Origin of the sequence: Streptomyces sp. NPDC016469 (assembly GCF_040632905.1) — a bacterium.
Classification (GTDB): Bacteria; Actinomycetota; Actinomycetes; order Streptomycetales; family Streptomycetaceae; genus Streptomyces.
In genome coordinates this window covers 222336-240950 of the sequence record NZ_JBEYCQ010000001.1, presented here as the reverse complement: position 1 = coordinate 240950, position 18615 = coordinate 222336, and the positions used below count along the sequence as shown (strand labels likewise).

Sequence of the window (18615 nt, the reverse complement as noted above, 5' to 3'; positions counted from 1 at the left end):
AGATGCCTCAGGAGCACCCCCCGGCCACGTCCGTCCGCGTCCTGCTCGCCGAGGACCAGGGGATGATGCGCGGCGCGCTCGCCCTGCTGCTCGGGCTGGAACCGGACATCGAGGTGGTGGCCCAGGTGGGCGCGGGCGACGAGATCGTGGCGGCCGCGCTGGCGTCCCGGCCGGACGTGGCGCTGCTGGACATCGAGCTGCCGGGGCGCAGCGGCCTGGACGCGGCGGCCGATCTGCGCGAGGAGGTCCCGGACTGCCGGGTGCTGATCCTCACCACCTTCGGGCGGCCGGGTTATCTGCGTCGGGCGATGGAGGCGGGGGCGGCGGGCTTCCTGGTGAAGGACGGCCCGGTCGAGGACCTGGCCCAGGCGATCCGCCGGGTGCTCGCCGGGGAGACGGTGGTCGATCCGGCGCTGGCCGCCGCCGCGCTCAGCTCGGGGCCGAGTCCGCTCACCGCGCGGGAGCGGGACGCGCTGGTCGCGTCGGCGGACGGGGCGACGGTCGCCGACATCGCCGCGAAACTGCATCTGTCGGAGTCCACGGTCCGCAACTACCTGTCGTCGGCGATCGGCAAGACGGGCACCCGCAACCGCATGGAGGCAGTGCGCGCGGCCCGGCAGCAGGGCTGGCTCTGACCGCACCGGCGCATCGTCCGTACCGTCACCACCCGGGGGGGGCCGACCACTTCATGCCGTCTCGAATATCCGTGCTCCGGCGCGCTGTTCCGCTCTGGCTCGTGCCGGCGCTCTGGACACTGGGCCTCGGGCTCTGGGGGCTCTCCCGGCAGGACAGCCTGTGGCGGGACGAGGCGGCGACCTGGCAGGTGGCGCTGCGGTCCGCCACCGAGATACGGCTGGTGCTGGGCCACGTCGACGCGGTCCACGGGCTCTACTACCTGCTGATGCACGGGCTCTTCGACTGGTTCGGGCCGACGACCACGACCCTGCGGCTGCCCTCCGTGCTGGCCATGGCGGTGGCGGCGGCCTGCGTGACGGCCATCGGGGAGCGGCTGGCCGGAAGAGGGGCGGGCCTGGGCGGCGGAATGGCGCTCTGCCTGCTGCCGGCCGTGCAGTTCTACCTCCAGGAGGGCCGTCCGTACGCGCTGGTCGCGGCAGGCGCCGGGGTCTCGACGCTGCTCCTGGTGACGTTGCTCGACGGGCGCGAGGGGTGGGGGCGCTGGACGGCGTACGCGGGCACGGTGCTGGTCTGCGCGCTGCTGAACTGGTTCTCGCTGCTGATCCTGCCCGCGCACGCGGCGACGCTGACGTGGACCGGGGCCGGGCGCCGGGTGTGGGCGCGCTGGACGGCGGCCTCGGGGGCGGCCGCGGCGGGGGCGCTGCCGCTGATCCTGTACACCTCGGGCCAGTCCGGGCAGGTGTCCTGGATACCGCCGCTGACCTGGCACATGATGATCGGCCCCGCGGCGCTCCTGGCGATCGGCGGTCTCGGGGCCCTGGCGGACCGGCCGGGCGGGCGCCGGCTCTCGGTCGCGTCGGTGGGGCTGCCGCTGCTTGCGGTCCCCCAACTCGCCCTGGCCGCCGTCTCGCTGGAGAAGCCGCTGTTCCTGGACCGTTACATACTCTTCAGCCTGCTCGGCCTGGCGCTGCTCATCGGCTCCTTGCTGGGGGCGGCGGTCCGGGCGGTGGCGCCCCGGTTCCCGGCGGCGTCGCGGTGGCTCGTGCCCGTGCTGCTCACCTGCGCGGTGGCGGCGCTGCTGCCGCAGTCGCTGGCCAAGCGGGCGCCGTCCAGCCGGGTGGACGACGTGCTGGCCATGACGGCGGACGTGCGCCGGCTGAAGGAGCCGGGCACCGCGGTGGTGTTCCTGCCCGGCGCCCGGCGCGACGCGAAGCTGGTCTCGCCCGGGGCGTTCACCGGTCTGCGCGACATAGCGCTGGCCCGGGGCCCGCGCGCGTCGGGGACGCTGAACGGGGTGGAGGCTTCCCCGGCCCGGATAAGGGACGCGATGCTCGCCCAGCGCCGGATACTGCTGGTCACGGACGCGCCGGGGGCGGCGCGTCCGGAGAACGGGCGGCGGGAGAGGGCGAAGGCGGCCGTCCTGAAGAACTACTTCACCGTGATCGAGGACGAGCGGGTGCGGGGGCGTCGGGTGACGCTGTACGCACGGAAGTGAGCCGTTCCGGCCGGTGGCGCGGGAGCCACAGCAGCATCAGCAGCAGGCCCGCGAGCAGGACGACGCCCGCCGTGCGGAAGGCCAGCGCGTAGCCGGCGGTGAGGGCGGCCGGGTCCGCCCCGTCCCCGGTGCGGGCGGCGGCGACCGTGGAGAGCACGGCGAGGCCGAGGGCGCCGCCCATGGTGCGCGAGGTGTTGACGAGCCCCGAGACGAGCCCGGCCTCCCCCGGCGCCGCCCCCGACGTGGCCAGCGAGGCGAGCGGGGTCGAGGCGAGCCCCGCACCGGCCATCATGAGCACGCCGGGCAGGCAGACCGCGGTGAGGTAGGAGCCGTGCGCGGTCATCGTGGACTGCCATCCGAAGCCGGCCGCGGTGACGGCGGTACCGATCAGCGCGAGGTTCTTCGCCCCGACGCGGGCCATCAGCCGGGGCGCGCTCTTGGAGCCGAGCACCACGGCGAGCGAGGACGGCATCAGGGCGAGCCCGGCCTCCAGCGCGCTGTAGTCCAGCACGTTCTGCGCGTACACCGTCATGAAGTACCACATGGAGAACGTGGCCGAGCCGATGACGAGCATCGCCACGTTCGCCGACGCCACCGCCCGCGCCCCCAGCACCCGCAACGGCATCAGGGGCTTCGCCGTACGCGTCTCCACGAGGGCGAACAGGGCGAGCAGCACGGGTCCGCCGAGCAGCGGGACCAGGGTCGCGGCGGAGGTCCACCCCGCCTCCTCCGTCTGCACGATGCCGTACGCCACGGAGGCGAGGCCCGCCGTGACGAGGACGGCGCCCAGCAGGTCGGCGCGGCTGCGCCCGCCCGTGCGGCCCTCCGCGAGCCAGAGGGCGGCGGCGGTCAGCACAAGGACCCCGATGGGCACGTTGATCAGCAGCACCCAGCGCCAGGACAGCGTGTCGGTGAGCACGCCGCCGACGAGTCCGCCCGCCGCGCCGCCGCCCGCGCCGACCGCCATCCAGGTGCCGATGGCCTTCGCGCGGGCCGGGCCCTCGGGTACGGCGGCGGTGAGCAGGGTGAGGGTGGCCGGGGCGAGGACGGCCGCGCCGAGCCCTTGCGCGGCGCGGGCGGCGAGCAGCTGCCAGCCCTCCTGGGCGAGCCCGCCGGCCAGCGAGGCGGCGGTGAACAGGCCGAGGCCGACGAGGAACATCCGCTTGCGGCCGTACAGGTCGGCGGCGCGCCCGCCGAGCAGCATGAACCCGGCGAAGGCGATCGAGTACGCGTTGAGCACCCATTGGAGCCCGGTGGAGCTGAGCCCGAGGTCGGTGCGCATCGACGGGAGGGCCACATTGACGACGGACACGTCGAGCACCACGAGGAACTGCCCGACGCAGGCGGCGAGGACCACCGCCCAGGTGCGGGCGGCGTTCCGCTCGGTGGGCGGTACGGGCATCGAGAGGTCGGCCATGGGCGTCATACTCGCAGCCCCTGTGTGCCTCGTACATCGGTTTCAGGTCCGGTCGGCCTCGGTCCAGCGGCGTAGGCCGGAAAGCGAATTGACGTGACGTCAGGCCCGTCCGGTACGCGCCCCGCGCGCGGCCGGGCCGGATTCGCACCCCGCACCCCGGAATACGCCGTAGCCGAGGAAGGTTCACCCTGCACAGACTTGGCGGTCGGTGCTGCCCGCGGCACCGACCGTAACCGTACGCACCGCCCCACTCCTCACTGCTGCCCGGAGGCCGCACGCATGCCACAGACGACGCACGAACAGCCCGGCGCGGAGCTTCCTGATCCGCGCGCGAAGGCGGGCCGGGGGATCGTCCCCGTGCTGGCCTTCGCGGGTATCACCGTCGCCGTGATGCAGACCCTGCTCGTCCCCGTCATCAAGGATCTGCCCGCCCTTCTGCACACCGCCCCCTCCAACGCGACCTGGGTGATGACCGCCACCCTGCTCGCCGGAGCCGTCGCCACCCCGATCATGGGGCGGCTCGGAGACCTGTACGGCAAGCGCGGGATGCTGCTGGCCAGCCTGGCCGTGATGGTGGTCGGCTCCCTGATATGCGCCTTCACCGACGACCTCGTCGTCATGATCGTGGGCCGCGCCCTCCAGGGCTTCGCGATGGGCGCGATCCCGCTGGGCATCGGCATCATGCGCGACGAGCTGCCGCGCGAGAAGCTGGGTTCGGCGATGGCGCTGATGAGTTCGTCCATCGGGGTGGGCGGCGGACTCGCGCTGCCGGCCGCCGCGCTCGTCGCCCAGCACACCGACTGGCACGCCCTCTTCTTCGGCTCGGCCGGGCTCGGCGTGCTGGCCATGGCGCTGACCGTGTTCGCGGTGCCCGAGACCACGCTGCGCGCCCCCGGCCGGTTCGACACCGTCGGCGCGCTCGGCCTCTCGCTCGGTCTGGTGCTCCTGCTGCTGCCCATCACCAAGGGCTCCGACTGGGGCTGGGCCTCGCCCACCACGCTCGGCCTGCTCGCCGCGTCGCTGGTGGTGCTGGTGCTGTGGGGACTGTTCGAGCTGCGCAGCGAAGCCCCGCTGGTCGATCTGCGGACCACGGCCCGCCGCGAGGTGCTGCTGACCAACCTGACCTCGATCATGGTCGGCGTCGCCTTCTACGCCGTCTCGCTGGTCCTGCCCCAGCTGCTCCAGCTGCCCGCCTCCACCGGGTACGGCCTCGGTAAGTCGATGGTCGTCGCCGGGCTCTGCGTGGCCCCGCTGGGCCTGACGATGATGTTCGTCGCCCCGCTGTACGCCCGGATCTCCGCCCGCAGGGGCCCGAAGGTCTCGCTGATCCTCGGCATGCTGATCATCGCGATCGGTTACGGGGCCGGGCTCGGCCTGATGAGCGCCGCCTGGCAGACCGTGGTCATCGCGGTCCTCCTCGGCGCCGGCATCGGGCTCGCCTACTCCTCGCTGCCCGCCCTGATCATCGGCGCCGTCGACGCCTCGGAGACCGGCGCCGCCAACGGGCTCAACACCCTGATGCGCTCCATCGGCACCTCGGTGTCGAGCGCGGTGATCGGCATGGTCCTGGCCCACACCTCGACCCGGATGGGCGCGGTCGAGGTGCCCACGATGAAGGGCTTCCGGATCTCGTTCCTCATCGCGACGGGCGCCGTGGTCGCCGGTCTCGTCCTGGCCTCGTTCCTGCCGTCCCGGCGCACGGCCACCGCGCCGGTACTGCTGGCGAGCAGCGAGGGCGACGAGGCGGCCCGGCGCGCCGCCGAGGACGCCGAACCGCTGCCCCTGCCGGCGCCGGAGGGCTTCCGCGGCCGGGTGCTGGACGCGGAGGGGGCCCCGGTCGCCGGGGCCAATGTGACCCTGATCGACCGGCAGGGCCGGCAGGCGGGGCTCACCGCCGCGGACGCGCTCGGCCGCTGGGCGCTGGCCGCCCCGGAGGCCGGCACGTTCGTCCTGGCGGCGTCGGCGACCGGCCACGCACCGCGCGCCTGCCCGGCCGCCTGCCCGGCGAACGGCGGCCCCGTCGACACCGACCTCGTGCTGGGAGGTGTCAGCGCGCCGGGGCGTCGAACCGCGGTTCGGTCCTGAGCAGCCAGGACACGTCCGTCCCGGCCGCCAGTTCCCGGGGCTCGGCGCCCCGCGTGAACAGGCGGGTGGGGTGGGCGCCCTCGACCCGGGCGGTCTCGTCCTCGACGCGGAGCCAGGTGCCCTCGCGCAGGCCGAGGACCGGGACGTCGTTCTCCTCCAGGAATTCGGTGAGCCGTTCCTCGCGGGTCTCGCCCTTGTGGGTGCCGGCCGGGTCCGGGTCCAGGTAGTGCGGGTTGATCTGGAACGGGACGAGGCCCAGGGCCGCGAAGGACGGCGGCTGCACGATGGGCATGTCGTTGGTGGTCCGCAGGGTGGGCGCCGCCATGTTGGTCCCGGCGCTCGCCCCCATGTACGGCAGCCCGGCGCGCACGGCGTCCGCGACGGCCTCGCGCAGCCCGGTCCGGTGCAGCGCGCCGAGCAGCCGGAAGGAGTTGCCGCCGCCGATGAACACCGCGTCGGCGTCCTTCAGCGCGGCGGCCGGCTGGGCGTGCTCGTGGACACCGCGCACGGTGATCCCGGCCGGTTCCAGGGCGCCGCGGACGCGCGCGGTGTACGTGTCGTGGTCGGCGAGCGCGTACGGCACGAAGGCCAGCCGGGCACCGGCGGGCAGGAACGCGGTGACCGTGTCCAGGGCGTGTTCCAGGTAGCCGCGGCCGTACTGGGTGGAGTTGGAGAGCAGGAGCAGGTGCACGGGGTTCCTCTCGGGGGTCTTCGGTTCAGGCGGACGGGGTGCGGCGCGCTCGCGGCTTCGGGCGCTGCGGCGGGTGGGTGAGGCGCTTCTCCAGCAGCGCGGCGGCGTGCCGCAGCGCGTCGAGGCGGTTCTCCGGCGCGCCCTCGAACCGCTCCTCGGCGCCGCCGAGGCTGAGGCTCCCGTACGGTTCGCGGCCCAGGAAGACGGGTACGGCGAGGGTCGCGATGCCGGTGTCGTACTCGCCGACGGTCCAGGCGTACCCCTGGGCGCGGACCTTCAGGAGCTGCTGCTCCAGCACGTCCGGGTCGGTGACCGTGCGGTCGGTGAAGCGGGCCATCGGGCGGCCCCGGAAGAGCCGGTGGCGCTGCTCGTCGGGCAGGTAGGCGTAGAAGGACTTGCTGGTCGCCCCGGCGTGCGCCGGGTAGAGCTCGCCGACCAGCGGGTAGTAGCGCAGCGGCCCCGCCTCGCCCTCCTCGGCGGCCACGCACCGCATGTGGAAGCTGTCGGGCAGGCAGAAGAGCACGGTGTCGCCGGTGACGCGGCGCAGCTCCTCCAGGACCGGTCCGGCCAGCAGCTCCAGCGATCCCGAGCGCTCCCAGAGCCGGCCCAGGCGCAGTACGGCGGGGCCGATGCGGTAGCGCCGGGTGGCGGGGTCGGAGACCAGGAAGCCGCGTCCCGCGAGCGTGGCGAGGAGCCGCTGGGCGACGGAGGTGTCCCAGCCGAACTCCGCCGCGACCTCGGTCACTCCCCAGTCGGGCCGGGTCCGCTCGAACGCGAGCAGCACGAGCAGCGCGCGGTCGACGGTCTGGAGGGCTCCGGCGGGGGTGCGCCGGTCGACTTCGAACTCCGCCATGGCCATCTCACCATTCAGACGTGAATTGCAGATAACGGGAAATCATTGCGCTCAACGCTATCCGATCCCGAATCTGCTCTCAGCACCCCGTCCGGAGCCGTGGCTCCCTGGCGGGCTCCGGACGGGTGTGACGGATGCGCGAGAAAGGCCCCCCATGTTGAAGTACGTACTGGACCTCGTCGAGCTGCTCGACGACCCGCAGGCCAACGGCAAGACGGCCGTCGAGTACCTGGACGCCGCGGCGGGGGCCGAGGGCTCGTCCGCACAGGTCACCACGGTCGCCGGTGAGCGGGGCTCGACGGACTTCGTATCGGTCCGCATCCCCGGCTCCCGTGGCCGCACGGCCGGGGGCGGTGCCCGCACCCTGGGCGTGGTCGGCCGGCTCGGCGGGATCGGCGCCCGGCCCGAGGTGACCGGTCTGGTCTCCGACGCCGACGGGGCGGTCTCGGCGCTGGCCGCGGCCGCCAAGCTGCTCGACATGCGCCGCCGGGGCGATGTGCTGGCCGGCGACGTGATCATCGCCACCCACATCTGCCCGGACGCGCCGACCGAGCCGCACGACCCGGTGCCGTTCATGGGCTCGCCGGTCGACATCGCCACGATGAACCGCCACGAGGTGACCGGCGAGATGGAGGCCGTGCTCTCCATCGACACCACCAAGGGCAACCGCATCATCAACCACAAGGGCCTCGCCCTGTCGCCCACCGTCAAGGAGGGCTGGGTGCTCCGCGTGAACGAGCAGCTGGGGGAGCTGCTGGCCGTGGTGACCGGTGAGCCGTTGGTCACGTACCCGGTGACCACCCAGGACATCACCCCGTACGGTAATGGTGCACACCACATCAATTCGATCCTCCAGCCCTCCACCGCGACGGCGGCCCCCGTGATCGGCCTGGCCATCACGTCGGCGGCGGCGGTGCCGGGCTGCGGGACGGGCGCGAGTCACGAGAGCGACATCGCCTCCGCCGCCCGCTACGCCGTCGAGGTCGCCAAGGCGTACGGCGACGGCCGGCTGGACTTCCACGACGCGGTGGAGTTCGACAACCTCGTCAGCCGCTACGGCTCGCTGACCCACCTGCAGACCTTCGGCCGTACCCCCCAGGAGTCCTGATGGCAGCCGCCCCGCAGTCCGGTGCCGTGGCGCCCGCGCCCAAGAGCATCGGCAGCGACGACTACGCGCTCTCGCGCGTCCCGCGCGACCAGCGGTTCGGCTTCTGGTCGATGCTCCTCCAGTGGCTGGCCCAGTCCGGTTCGATCTCGCAGTTCACGCTCGGCGCCACCATCGGTGTCGGGATGACGTTCGGCGACGCGTTCCTCGCGTTCACGCTGGGCGCGGTGATCCTGGAGGTGGTGATCTTCGCGATCGGCCTGGCCGGGATGCGCGAGGGCCTGGCGACACCGATGCTGACCCGCTGGGTGGGCTTCGGGCGCAACGGCTCGGCGCTGGTCAGCTTCGTGATCGCGGTGAGCCTGGTCGGCTGGTTCGGCGTCCAGAACAAGATCTTCGGCGACAGTGTCTCGGCGCTCGTCGGCGGTCCGTCCTGGATGTGGTGCGTGCTCGCGGGCATCGCCATCACCGCCCTGGTGATCTTCGGCTTCAAGTACATGGCCAACTTCGCGAAGGTCGTCACCCCGCTGTTCTTCGCCATGGTCGCCTTCTCGGTCATCCGGACCCTGAACGACCACTCGTTCGGCGACCTGGTCCACTCGCCGCCGCCGGGCGACACGATCCCGCTGGCCGTCGCCGCCACCGCCATCGCGGGCGGCTACATGACGGGCGCGATCGTCTCCCCCGAGATGACCCGCTACAACCGCAAGGGCTCGCACGTCTTCCTGCAGAGCGCCTCGTCCATGATCCTCTCCGAGTACATCGTCGGCCTGACCGGTGTGCTCCTGGGCCACCTGGTCAAGAGCAGCGAGGTCTCGCACATCGTGCTCTCCACCTCCGGCGCCTTCGGGGTGCTCGTCGTCCTGATGTCCACCGCGAAGATCAACGACTGGAACCTGTACGGCTCCTCGCTCGGCGTCGTCAACTTCTTCCAGGTCGTCTTCGGCAAGCGCGTCCACCGCGGCGCGGTGACCATCGTGCTCGGCATCGCGGGCACGGTCCTGTCGGCCGTCGGGATCATGAGCCACTTCACCGAGTTCCTGACGATCCTCGGCGTCGCCATCCCGCCCATCGGCGGCATCATCGTGGCCGAGTACTGGGTCGTGAAGCGGATGCGCAAGCCGCTGGACGAGACCCGGGAGGCCCAGACCCTCCCGGCGCACTCCCCGACCTGGGTGCCGATGTCGATCGCGATCTGGATCGCGGCCTTCTGCGTCGGCAAGTTCTTCGACGGCGGCATCCCGGCCCTGAACTCGCTGGCCACCGCCTTCGTCCTGTACTGCGTCCTGGGCCTGCTGGGCTGGATCAAGCCCTACGGCACCTCCGTCCTCGCCGACGAGCAGGACGGCCCGGCCCCGGCCGCCCGCACCACCACCCCTGTGGGAGCAGCATGAGCACCGCATCCGGCACCGCACCGGTCCTGGCCTCCGACGAGGCCCAGGAGGAGGCCGTCGCCCTCTGCGCCGAGCTGATCAGGTTCGACACCTCCAACCCGACGAGCGACGAGCGCGCGAGCGCCGAGTGGGTCGTGGCCCGCCTCGCCGAGGTGGGCATCGACTCGGAGCTGGTCGAGTCCGCGCCCGGCCGCGCCAGCGTCATCGCCAGGATCGCCGGCCGCGACCCGGCCCGCGGCGCCCTGCTGGTCCACGGCCACCTGGACGTGGTCCCGGCGGACGCCTCCGAGTGGCAGGTGCCGCCCTTCTCCGGCGAGATCCGCGACGGCTACCTCTGGGGCCGGGGCGCGATCGACATGAAGGACACCGTCGCGGTGATGCTGGCCACCGCCCGGCACTTCGCCCGCACCGGCACGGCCCCCTCGCGCGACCTGGTCCTCGCCTTCCTCGCGGACGAGGAGGCGGGCGGGAAGTTCGGCGCGCACTGGCTGGTCGAGCACCGCCCGGAGCTGTTCGCCGGGGTCACCGAGGCGATCGGCGAGGGCGGCGGGTTCTCCTTCGCCATCGACGACACCCGGCGGCTCTACCCCATCGAGAACGCCCAGCGCGGCATGGCCTGGATGGAGCTCACCGCCACCGGCCGGGCCGGCCACGGCTCATCCCCCAACGACGAGAACGCGGTCACCGACCTCGCGGAGTCGCTGACCCGGATCGGCCGCGAGACCTTCCCGGTCCGCCTGATCGAGCCGGTCCGCGCGCTGCTCGAAGAGGCCGCCCGGCTCTACGGCGTGGAGTTCGACGAGGAGGACATCGAGGGCAGCCTCGCCCGGCTCGGCCCGGTCGCGGACTTCCTGCAGGTGGTGCTGCGCAACTCGGCGAACCCGACGATGTTCGACGCCGGCTACCAGACCAACGTGATCCCGGGGAAGGCCACCGCCCGGGTGGACGGCCGCTTCCTGCCGGGCCACGAGCAGGAGCTGATCGACACGATCGACCGGCTGCTGCTGCCCTCGGTCAGCCGGGAGTGGGTCAACCACGACATCGCCATGGAGACCACGTTCGACGGCCCGCTGGTCGACGCCATGTGCGCGGCGGTCCGCGCGGAGGACCCGGACGGCCACCCGGTGCCGTACTGCAACCCCGGCGGCACCGACGCCAAGGCGTTCACGCACCTGGGCATCCGCTGCTTCGGCTTCAAGGGCCTGAAGCTCCCGCACGACCTGGACTACGGCCGCCTCTTCCACGGCGTGGACGAGCGCGTCCCGCTGGAGGGGCTGCGCTTCGGGGTGCGCGTCATGACGCGCCTGTGGCAGAGCTGCTGATCCGCTGCGGACCTCCCGTACGCCCCCGCCGGTAGGTTCGGCGGGGGCGTACGGCACGATGACGCCGTACCCGTACCGACCAGGAGGAACGCCGTGGCAGCCGAGCCCGAGCCGGAGATTCTCGCCGCCTTCCAGGCCGCCAAGGGCTTCATGCCGGTGGTCGAGGGGCTCGCGCTGTACGAGGCGGCCACCGAAGCCGCCGCGCTCGGCCTGCCGCTGCTGGAGGTCGGCACCTACTGCGGGCGCTCCACGATCCTGATCGCCGACGCGGCGAGGGCGGCCGGCGTCACCGCGCTCACCGTCGACCACCACCGGGGCAGCGAGGAGCAGCAGCCCGGCTGGGAGTACCACGACCCGACCGTGGTGGACCCGGAGGTCGGCCGGATGGACACCCTGCCCACCTTCCGCAGGACGCTGCACGCGGCGGGCCTGGAGGACCACGTGGTGGCGCTCGTGGGGCGCTCGCCGCAGGTGGCGGCGGTGTGGGGCGGCCCGCTGGGCTTCGTCTTCATCGACGGCGGCCACACCGACGAGCACGCGAACGGCGACTACGAGGGGTGGGCTCCGCATGTAGCCGAGGGCGGGCTGCTGGTGATCCACGACGTGTTCCCGGACCCCGCGCACGGCGGCCAGGCCCCGTACCGGGTATATCTGCGGGCGCTGCGGTCCGGCGCCTTCACGGAGGTCTCCGTGACGGACTCGCTGCGCGTGCTGCGCCGCACCGGGCCGGGCATCTGACCGCGCGGACCTGTTCACGGGGTGTTCCCGGCCTGTCCGCGGACGCCCCGGACAGGGCAAGGGGGTGCCGGTAGCATCGCCGGGTGCGCCACCACGAGAGCCTTCCCCCCACCCCGCGCCGTCCGCTCCGGCTCGCCGCCGCCGCTGCCCTGTTGTGCCTGGGCCTGGCCGGCTGCGGCGACGGAGGCGGCACCGCGCAGGCCCAGGCCGGGCCGAGCGGCGGTGCGGCCACCACCCCGCCGGCCACCTCGGCCGCGCCGTCACCGTCGCGCTCGAAGGCCGCCTCCCCGTCGAAGTCGCCCTCCAAGACCCCGGCGGAGAGCGCCGCCCCCACCGGCCCGCTGGCCGGCAGGACGGTGGTCATCGACCCCGGGCACAACCCGCGCAACCACCTGCACACCGCCGCGATCAACCGCCAGGTCGGCATCGGCACCGGCCGCAAGGAGTGCGACACCACCGGGACCGCCACCAACGGGGGTTACGCGGAGGCGGAGTTCACCCTCGACGTGGCGCACCGGCTGCGGGACCTGCTGCGGGCCCAGGGCGCGACGGTGCTCCTGACGTACGACCGGGACCGGGAGTTCGGGCCGTGCGTGGACGAGCGGGCGCGGATCGGCAACGAGGCGCACGCGGACGCGGTGGTCTCGGTGCACGCGGACGGATCGGCCGTGGGAAACCGGGGGTTCCATGTGATCCTCCCCGCACTCGTGCGCGGCGGGGGCGCGAACACCTCGAAGATCGTTGAGCCTTCACGCGATCTCGGTACCCGTATCGCCGGACTGTTCGTACGCAGTACCGGAAGTTCCCCTTCCAATTACGTGGGCGGCAAAACGGGTTTGGACGTCCGCAAGGATCTCGGCGGACTTAATTTGTCGACCGTGCCCAAAGTCTTCATCGAATGCGGCAATATGCGTGATCCCGAGGACGCCGCCCTGCTCACCAGCCCGGGTTGGCGCCAGAAGGCGGCCCAGGGCATCGCGGACGGCATCAGCAGCTACCTCAAGGGGTAGTCAAGGGGTGATTCTGCGATGAATTCGGGAGGATGTCCCCGCACCAACCGGGCAGGAACACAACCCGCCGGGCCAGACGATAGATTCATCCCTACGATGGGGAGCCGTTCCCGAGCTTCAAGCCGTGCCCGCCGGGTATCCGGCGGCAGCGACGACCGCCCCGACGAGACGATCGACTAAGGACCTTCACGTGAATATCCGCTCCCTCACTCGAGGCGATGGCGTGGTGATCGGAGCAGCGGTCGTGCTGTTCATCGCCTCGTTCCTCGACTACTACGACTACGGAAACAGCGGCGTCGACGGCCCCAACTCCTGGGACTCCCTGGGCAACGGCATCGGCGTCTACATGGTCGGAGTGATCGGCGCAGCGCTGATCGTGCTCTCCCGTTCGCAGCCCCAGCCGCGCAAGGTCGCGGGTCTCGACCTCGCCCAGTTCGGTGTCGCCGCCACGGTGTTCACCGCCTGGAACATGTTCTGGACGATCATCGACCTGGGCCAGATCGACGCGGGCGCCGGCCTGATCCTCGGCTTCATCGCCTCCCTGGCGCTGTCCGCGGGCGCGGTCGCCTCGCCGCTGGTCCCGGCCCTGAAGGCCCCGCTCGCCGGCGCCCCCAACCCGCAGGCCGTGCACCCGCCGTACGGCGGCCAGCCGGGCCAGGGCTACGGCTACCCGGGCGGTCCGCAGCCGGCGTTCGGCGGCCAGCAGCCGGGCCAGCCGCAGCCGTACGGTGCGCAGCAGCCGGGCCAGCCCGAGGCGCAGAAGGCTCCGGCGGCGCCGGCGGCCGGTGGCGGCTCCGGTGACTTCACCCCGTTCTGGTTCGCGGTGCCGGTGGCCCGCCAGCTGTACAACGAGGACGGTTCGCAGGCCCCGATCGCCGAGCTGGCGCCGGGCACCTGGTACCTCGCGGTCGAGCAGCGCGGTTCGGCGCTGATCGCCCAGACGCAGGACGGCCGTCGCGGCGTCCTCCAGGACACCACGGGCATCCAGCGCGGCTGACGCCCGCACCCTGTCCGTCGCAGCGGCCCCCCGCCCCCTCCGGGCGGGGGGCCGTCGGCGTACCCGGGGCTCAACCGGCCGCGCGCTCGGGGACCTTGCCCTTCCGCGTCCAGCGCAGCAGCTCGTCGGCCGTCCAGGTGGTGACCACGCGCCCCGGCGGCACCTCGCACTCCTCGGCGCGGGCGCAGCCGTACGCCTGCCAGTCGAGCTGGCCCGGTGCGTGGGCGTCGGTGTCGACGGCGAACAGGGTGCCCGCCGCCACGGCCCGGCGCAGCAGCCTGCGGGGCGGGTCGAGGCGTTCGGGCCTGCTGTTGATCTCGACGGCGGTGCCCGCCTCCGCGCAGGCGGCGAAGACCTCGTCGGCGTCGAACGACGACTCGGGGCGGCCCCGGCCGGTGACGAGGCGCCCGGTGCAGTGGCCGAGGACGTTCGCCTGGGGATGGCGGACGGCGGTGACCATGCGCCGGGTCATCGGGGCGGCGTCCATGCGGAGTTTGGAGTGGACGGAGACCACGACCAGGTCGACCTGTTCGAGCAGGTCCTCCTCCTGATCGAGGGAGCCGTCGAGGTTGATGTCGCACTCGATGCCGGTGAGCAGCCTGAACGGCGCCCAGCGCTCGTTGAGTTCGGCCACCTCGGCGAGCTGACGGCGCAGCCGCTCCGGGGAGAGGCCGCCCGCCACGGTGAGCCGGGGCGAGTGGTCGGTGAGCACCGTCCAGTCATGGCCCAGTTCCGCCGCCGCGCGCCCCATCTCCTCGATGGGGCTGCCGCCGTCCGACCAGTCGGAGTGCGTATGGCAGTCGCCGCGCAGCAGTGAGAGCAGGTGCTCGCCGCCCTCCGCGAGGGGCCCGGCGCTCGCCGCCTCGGACTCCAGGCGGTCCAGGTAGCCGGGTGTCTCCCCGGCCACCGCCTCGCGGATCACCTGGGCGGTGCGGGGACCGATGCCCTTGACCCGTGCCAGCGAGCCGTCCGCGACGCGCCGCTCCACCTCGCCGCCGTCCATCGCGGCGACGGTGCGCGCGGCGGTGCGGAACGCCTGGACGCGGTAGGTGACCGCCTTGCCGCGCTCCAGCAGGAAGGCGATCCGCTCCAGGGCCCTGACCGGGTCCATCGGCACCTCCTCGCGGGACGGGACGGTTGGCGGCCGCCCGTCCAGCTTGGCCCAGCGCGGCCGGGCCCGCACACCGGGCCGGGCCGCTCAGCCGAAGGTGGTGTGCTCGAGCCAGGAATCCAGCACCCCGCCGTCGCCCAGCACCTCCACCCGGTCGCTGTCGGGGGCCAGGCGGCGGTTGAGCACCAGCATCACGTCGGTGAGCGGCCCCCGCAGCGCCACGTCCGCCTTGTCGTGCGCCCGGCGCCAGGTGACGCCGTCCGCGCCACGCTCGATGAGCCATTCGGCGTCGGGTGCGTCGGTGGCGTGCAGGTGCAGGGTGCGCCCGTCGCGGGGCAACTCGGCGATCCCGGGGTGGCCCTGCTTCTGCGCGAAGACCACGATCTCCAGCCACTCGTCGATGGCGTCCGCCGCCAGCTCCGGCGTCATCGTGTACGGGACCTCCGCGGCGAGGGCCGCGTCGGCGAGGTGGACGACGGTCTCGATGGCCATGCGGCGGGCCCAGAAGCCCGCGCTGTGGTCCGAGGACCAGGACCACACCTCGGCGTCCGGCCCGGCCTTCCGCAGCGCGTCGGCGGTGCCGGCGGCCCCCTCCGCGAGCCAGGCGTCGAGCGCCGCGGGGTCGCCGCTCGCCGGGCTGTTGTCCGGCACCTTCTCGTCCTCGACCGCCTCGGCGGCCCGGGTGCGGACGATCTCGCCGGCCCATCGGTGGGCGCGGCCGACGTGCCCGGCCAGTTCGCGCAGGGTCCAGTCGGGGCAGGTCGGCACGGTCGTGCCGAGGTCGGCGCCTTTGAGGGCCGCCCTCAACTCCCCGGTGAGGCGGACGATTTCATCGCAGTAGCGCTCGTGCGCGAGAAGTCCCATGATCGCACCCTAGTGCGGCCGGCCCGCCTTCCACATGCGGTTATCCGCCGAGCTGCGAGGTGGACGGGACCTTGTCCTTCACCTCGGCGCCCGCGCTCTTCCCGGCGTCCTTGATGCCGCTGATGACGTCCTCGAAGACGCCGATGTCACCCGCCCCCGCCTCGCCCTTGCGGAGCTTGCTGCCGAGGCCCTTGAGCGATTCGATGCCCGCGGTGAGCGGGGCGACCGCCTTCGACAGCAGCGGGTCGCCCTTGGCGTTCTCGGTGGCGGCCTTCAGCCGGTTGTAGGCGAAGCCGCCCGCGAGCCCGGCCTTGACGAGCGCGAACGTGCGCCCGTCGGCGCCCTTCTTGAACTTCCCGGCCCGGTAAGGCTTCACGATCCACTGGTACGTGGCGCCCGCGGCGAGCCCCGCGTTGGCGACGAACCTGGTCTTGGCCCACTTCTGCGCCTGGGCCGACGAGGTACCGGAGGGCGACGCCGAACTGCTCGCACCGCTGCCCTTGTCGTCGCTCCCGCACGCGGTGGTGCCCGCCAGTACCGTGCAGGCCAGCAGCAGCGCGAGGAGCAGGCGGCGGAGCGGTACGGGTCGGGGCACGGCGGGCCTCCCTGGCCGGGCGGAACGGGTGCCGGGGCCCGGCACTCCCCGCCAGGCTGGCCGCGCCCCGGGCGGTCCGCCACCGCTGCGCGGCCGTACGGGTCCGGCCGAGGGGTTTCGGCCGGGCGGGAGCGGCAACGCGGAGACCATGTCCTACAGCAGAGGCAACGGCTTCACCGCAGCACGTGTCATCGCCCTCGTGGCGGACGTCATGGCCTTCATCATCGGCCTGTGGATCCTGATGTACCTGCTCGACGCGAACCGGGGCAACGAACTGGTCGAGTTCGTGCGGGACACCGCCAGGTGGCTCGCGGGCTGGTCGTACGACCTGTTCACGTTCGACAAGGCATGGGCCAACGTCGTCGCCGGCTACGGCCTCGCCGCCCTGGTGTACCTGTTCATCGGGCACGCCGTGGCAGGCCGCGTCCGGCGCTGACGGACGCGCTCAGCCGCAGCAGTCCGGCTCAAGCCCCTTCGGCAGCCGGTCCCCGCTGAACACGGCGGTGGTCGCCTCGTCCCCTCCGAGGGCGGCCACCGCCAGCAGCAGCGAACCGGCCGTCCAGGAGGTGAGCTCCTCGGGCCAGAAGGCGCGGTTCCCCTCGAAGACGTAACCCGTCCAGTACATGCCGCCCTCGGCCCGCAGGTGCTGGACGGACTGGAGGATGTCGAGCGCCCGGTCGGACTCGCCCATCACCCAGAGCGCCAGGGCCAGTTCGCAGCTCTCGCCGCCGGTCACCCACGGGTTCGGCAGTACGCAGCGCACTCCGAGGCCGGGGACGACGAAGCGGTCCCAGCCCTCCTCGATGCGCTCCTTGGCCGCCGCGCCGGTGATGGCGCCGCCGAGGACCGGGTAGTACCAGTCCATCGAGTACCGGCTCTTGTCGAGGAAGCGCTCCGGGTGGCTGCGGATCGCGTGGCCCAGGGCCCCGGTCGCCAGCTCCCAGTCGGGCTGCGGCTCCTCGCGGCGTTCGGCGATGGCGAGCGCGCAGCGCAGGGCCTGGTGGATCGAGGACGAGCCGGTGAGCAGCGCGTCCGTCACCGCCGTGCCGTCCGCCTCCTGCTTCCAGCCGATCTGTCCGCCGGGCTGCTGGAGGCGCAGGACGAACTCGACGGCCGCGTAGACCGTGGGCCACATGCGGTCCACGAAGGCGTCGTCGCCGGTGGCGAGGTAGTGGTGCCAGACGCCGACGGCCACGTAGGCGCAGAAGTTGGTCTCCAGGCTCCGGTCGGTCGGCTGCCCGGCGTCGCCGTCGTGGTAGGCGGCGTACCAGGAGCCGTCCCCGTTCTGGTGGCGGGCCAGCCACTCGTAGGCGCGTTCCGCGGCGGTGTGCTCGCCGGCCGCGTCCAGGGCCATGGCGGCTTCCGTGTGGTCCCACGGGTCGAGGTGGTGGCCGCGGAACCACGGGATGGCGCCGTCCGGGCGCTGCACGGCGCGCAGCGCGGCGACGGTCTCGGTTGCCTGCGCGGCGGTGAGGACTCCGGGCAGGACGAGGTGTTCGGTCCGCTCGGGAAGACTCACGCCTCGGCCTCTGCGACTGCGGCGGCGGCGACGGGCAGGTGCGGCTTGGTCGCGTAGGCCACGAAGCTCTTGCCGACGACCGGGTTGAGCAGCTGCTCGGCGACCCGGGTCAGGGCGGGCTTCTTCATGATGTCCCAGACCAGCAGCTTGTGGTACGCCTGCACCGGCAGCGCCTTGTCGTTGTCGACGCCGAACGCGCACTTCAGCCACCAGTACGGCGAGTGCAGGGCGTGCGCGTGGTGGGTGCCGTACGGCTTGAGGCCGGCACCGCGCATCTTGCCCAGCAGCTCGTCGGCCTTGTAGATGCGGATGTGGCCGCCCTCGACCTCGTGGTACGCGTCGGAGAGGGCCCAGCAGACCTTCTCGGGGCCGTAGCGCGGGACGGTGACGGCGATCCGGCCGCCGGGCCGCAGCACCCGGACCATCTCGGCGAGCACGCCCTTGTCGTCGGGGATGTGCTCCATGACCTCGGAGATGATCACGACGTCGAAGGACTCGTCGGGGAAGGGCAGGTTGAGCGCGTCACCCTCCATCGCGGTGGCGGTGGCGCCCTCCGGGGCCTCCCCCGCCTCCTTCATCGCGGCGAACCACTTGGCGACCTCGCGGATCTCCTCGCCGTTCCGGTCGAGGGCCACCACCTGGGCGCCGCGCCGGTAGCACTCGAAGGCGTGGCGTCCGGCGCCGCACCCCAGGTCGAGCACGCGGTCGCCGGCGGCGAGCGGGAAGCGGGTGAAGTCCACGGTCAGCACGGGTGCCTGCTTTCGCGGTCGGAGTCGGAAGGGG

The 18615-nt window shown here is 73.0% G+C and carries 18 protein-coding genes; 10 read left to right on the top strand and 8 right to left on the bottom strand.

Annotated features, from left to right (window positions below):
- Nucleotides 1-2: 2 nt before the first annotated feature.
- Together ABZ565_RS01160 and ABZ565_RS01155 are read left to right on the top strand one after the other, a co-directional pair.
- Nucleotides 3-635: a response regulator transcription factor gene (locus ABZ565_RS01160; RefSeq protein ID WP_361019280.1), complete on the top strand. Its 633-nt coding sequence runs from the start codon at nt 3-5 to the stop codon at nt 633-635.
- Between the two features lie 53 nt (nt 636-688).
- The gene (locus tag ABZ565_RS01155) at nt 689-2131 is read left to right on the top strand and encodes a glycosyltransferase family 39 protein (RefSeq protein WP_361018806.1); all 1443 of its coding nucleotides are present in this window, start codon (nt 689-691) and stop codon (nt 2129-2131) included.
- Here ABZ565_RS01155 and ABZ565_RS01150 read toward each other — a convergent pair.
- The gene (locus ABZ565_RS01150) at nt 2070-3557 is read right to left on the bottom strand and encodes an MFS transporter (protein WP_361018803.1); all 1488 of its coding nucleotides are present in this window, start codon (nt 3555-3557) and stop codon (nt 2070-2072) included. The two genes, ABZ565_RS01155 and ABZ565_RS01150, sit on opposite strands and share 62 nt — an antisense overlap.
- Before the next feature lie 270 nt (nt 3558-3827).
- Here ABZ565_RS01150 and ABZ565_RS01145 point away from each other — a divergent pair, with 270 nt between their 5' ends.
- On the top strand, nt 3828-5633 hold the full coding sequence (locus ABZ565_RS01145; protein ID WP_361018800.1) for an MFS transporter: 1806 nt from the start codon (nt 3828-3830) through the stop codon (nt 5631-5633).
- Here ABZ565_RS01145 and pepE read toward each other — a convergent pair.
- Together pepE and ABZ565_RS01135 are read right to left on the bottom strand one after the other, a co-directional pair.
- Entirely contained in the window at nt 5596-6324 is a 729-nt protein-coding gene (gene pepE, locus ABZ565_RS01140) for a dipeptidase PepE (RefSeq protein ID WP_361018797.1), read from the bottom strand. The two genes, ABZ565_RS01145 and pepE, sit on opposite strands and share 38 nt — an antisense overlap.
- Before the next feature lie 25 nt (nt 6325-6349).
- On the bottom strand, nt 6350-7183 hold the full coding sequence (locus ABZ565_RS01135) for an IclR family transcriptional regulator (RefSeq protein ID WP_361018794.1): 834 nt from the start codon (nt 7181-7183) through the stop codon (nt 6350-6352).
- A 148-nt stretch (nt 7184-7331) separates the two neighbouring features.
- Here ABZ565_RS01135 and ABZ565_RS01130 point away from each other — a divergent pair, with 148 nt between their 5' ends.
- The 6 genes from ABZ565_RS01130 (at nt 7332) to ABZ565_RS01105 (ending at nt 13743) form a co-directional block, all read left to right on the top strand.
- Nucleotides 7332-8285: a DUF1177 domain-containing protein gene (locus tag ABZ565_RS01130; protein ID WP_361018791.1), complete on the top strand. Its 954-nt coding sequence runs from the start codon at nt 7332-7334 to the stop codon at nt 8283-8285.
- Nucleotides 8285-9676, top strand: coding sequence for a cytosine permease (locus tag ABZ565_RS01125; protein ID WP_361018788.1), 1392 nt, complete (start codon nt 8285-8287; stop codon nt 9674-9676). The genes ABZ565_RS01130 and ABZ565_RS01125 overlap by 1 nt, the downstream gene beginning before the upstream one ends.
- Nucleotides 9673-10998 carry a M20/M25/M40 family metallo-hydrolase gene (locus ABZ565_RS01120; protein WP_361018786.1) on the top strand — a complete coding sequence of 442 codons (1326 nt, stop codon included), beginning with the start codon at nt 9673-9675 and terminating at the stop codon, nt 10996-10998. Before ABZ565_RS01125 ends, ABZ565_RS01120 begins: the two co-directional genes overlap by 4 nt.
- A 150-nt stretch (nt 10999-11148) precedes the next feature.
- Entirely contained in the window at nt 11149-11736 is a 588-nt protein-coding gene (locus ABZ565_RS01115) for a class I SAM-dependent methyltransferase (protein ID WP_361019277.1), read from the top strand.
- Between the two features lie 83 nt (nt 11737-11819).
- The gene (locus tag ABZ565_RS01110) at nt 11820-12746 is read left to right on the top strand and encodes an N-acetylmuramoyl-L-alanine amidase (RefSeq protein ID WP_361018783.1); all 927 of its coding nucleotides are present in this window, start codon (nt 11820-11822) and stop codon (nt 12744-12746) included.
- A 223-nt stretch (nt 12747-12969) separates the two neighbouring features.
- A complete protein-coding gene (locus tag ABZ565_RS01105; protein ID WP_361018780.1) occupies nt 12970-13743 on the top strand; it encodes a hypothetical protein in 774 nt (257 codons plus the stop codon).
- 70 nt (nt 13744-13813) lie between these two features.
- On the opposite strand, the gene ABZ565_RS01100 is transcribed toward ABZ565_RS01105, so the two are convergent.
- From ABZ565_RS01100 to ABZ565_RS01090, 3 genes are all read right to left on the bottom strand, one after another.
- Nucleotides 13814-14854 carry a PHP domain-containing protein gene (locus tag ABZ565_RS01100; RefSeq protein WP_361018777.1) on the bottom strand — a complete coding sequence of 347 codons (1041 nt, stop codon included), beginning with the start codon at nt 14852-14854 and terminating at the stop codon, nt 13814-13816.
- A gap of 87 nt (nt 14855-14941) precedes the next feature.
- Nucleotides 14942-15718, bottom strand: a complete 777-nt coding sequence (locus ABZ565_RS01095; protein ID WP_361018774.1) for a maleylpyruvate isomerase family mycothiol-dependent enzyme — start codon at nt 15716-15718, stop codon at nt 14942-14944.
- A 40-nt stretch (nt 15719-15758) separates the two neighbouring features.
- Nucleotides 15759-16313 (bottom strand): hypothetical protein, encoded by a 555-nt coding sequence (locus ABZ565_RS01090; RefSeq protein ID WP_361018771.1) that lies wholly within the window; start codon nt 16311-16313, stop codon nt 15759-15761.
- Nucleotides 16314-16461: 148 nt separating this feature from the next.
- Between ABZ565_RS01090 and ABZ565_RS01085 the strand changes: the two genes are divergently transcribed.
- Nucleotides 16462-16749, top strand: a complete 288-nt coding sequence (locus ABZ565_RS01085) for a hypothetical protein (protein WP_164637284.1) — start codon at nt 16462-16464, stop codon at nt 16747-16749.
- A gap of 9 nt (nt 16750-16758) precedes the next feature.
- On the opposite strand, the gene ABZ565_RS01080 is transcribed toward ABZ565_RS01085, so the two are convergent.
- Together ABZ565_RS01080 and ABZ565_RS01075 are read right to left on the bottom strand one after the other, a co-directional pair.
- On the bottom strand, nt 16759-17832 hold the full coding sequence (locus ABZ565_RS01080; RefSeq protein ID WP_361018769.1) for a prenyltransferase/squalene oxidase repeat-containing protein: 1074 nt from the start codon (nt 17830-17832) through the stop codon (nt 16759-16761).
- Entirely contained in the window at nt 17829-18581 is a 753-nt protein-coding gene (locus ABZ565_RS01075; RefSeq protein ID WP_361018767.1) for a class I SAM-dependent methyltransferase, read from the bottom strand. Before ABZ565_RS01075 ends, ABZ565_RS01080 begins: the two co-directional genes overlap by 4 nt.
- Between the last annotated feature and the right edge of the window lie 34 nt (nt 18582-18615).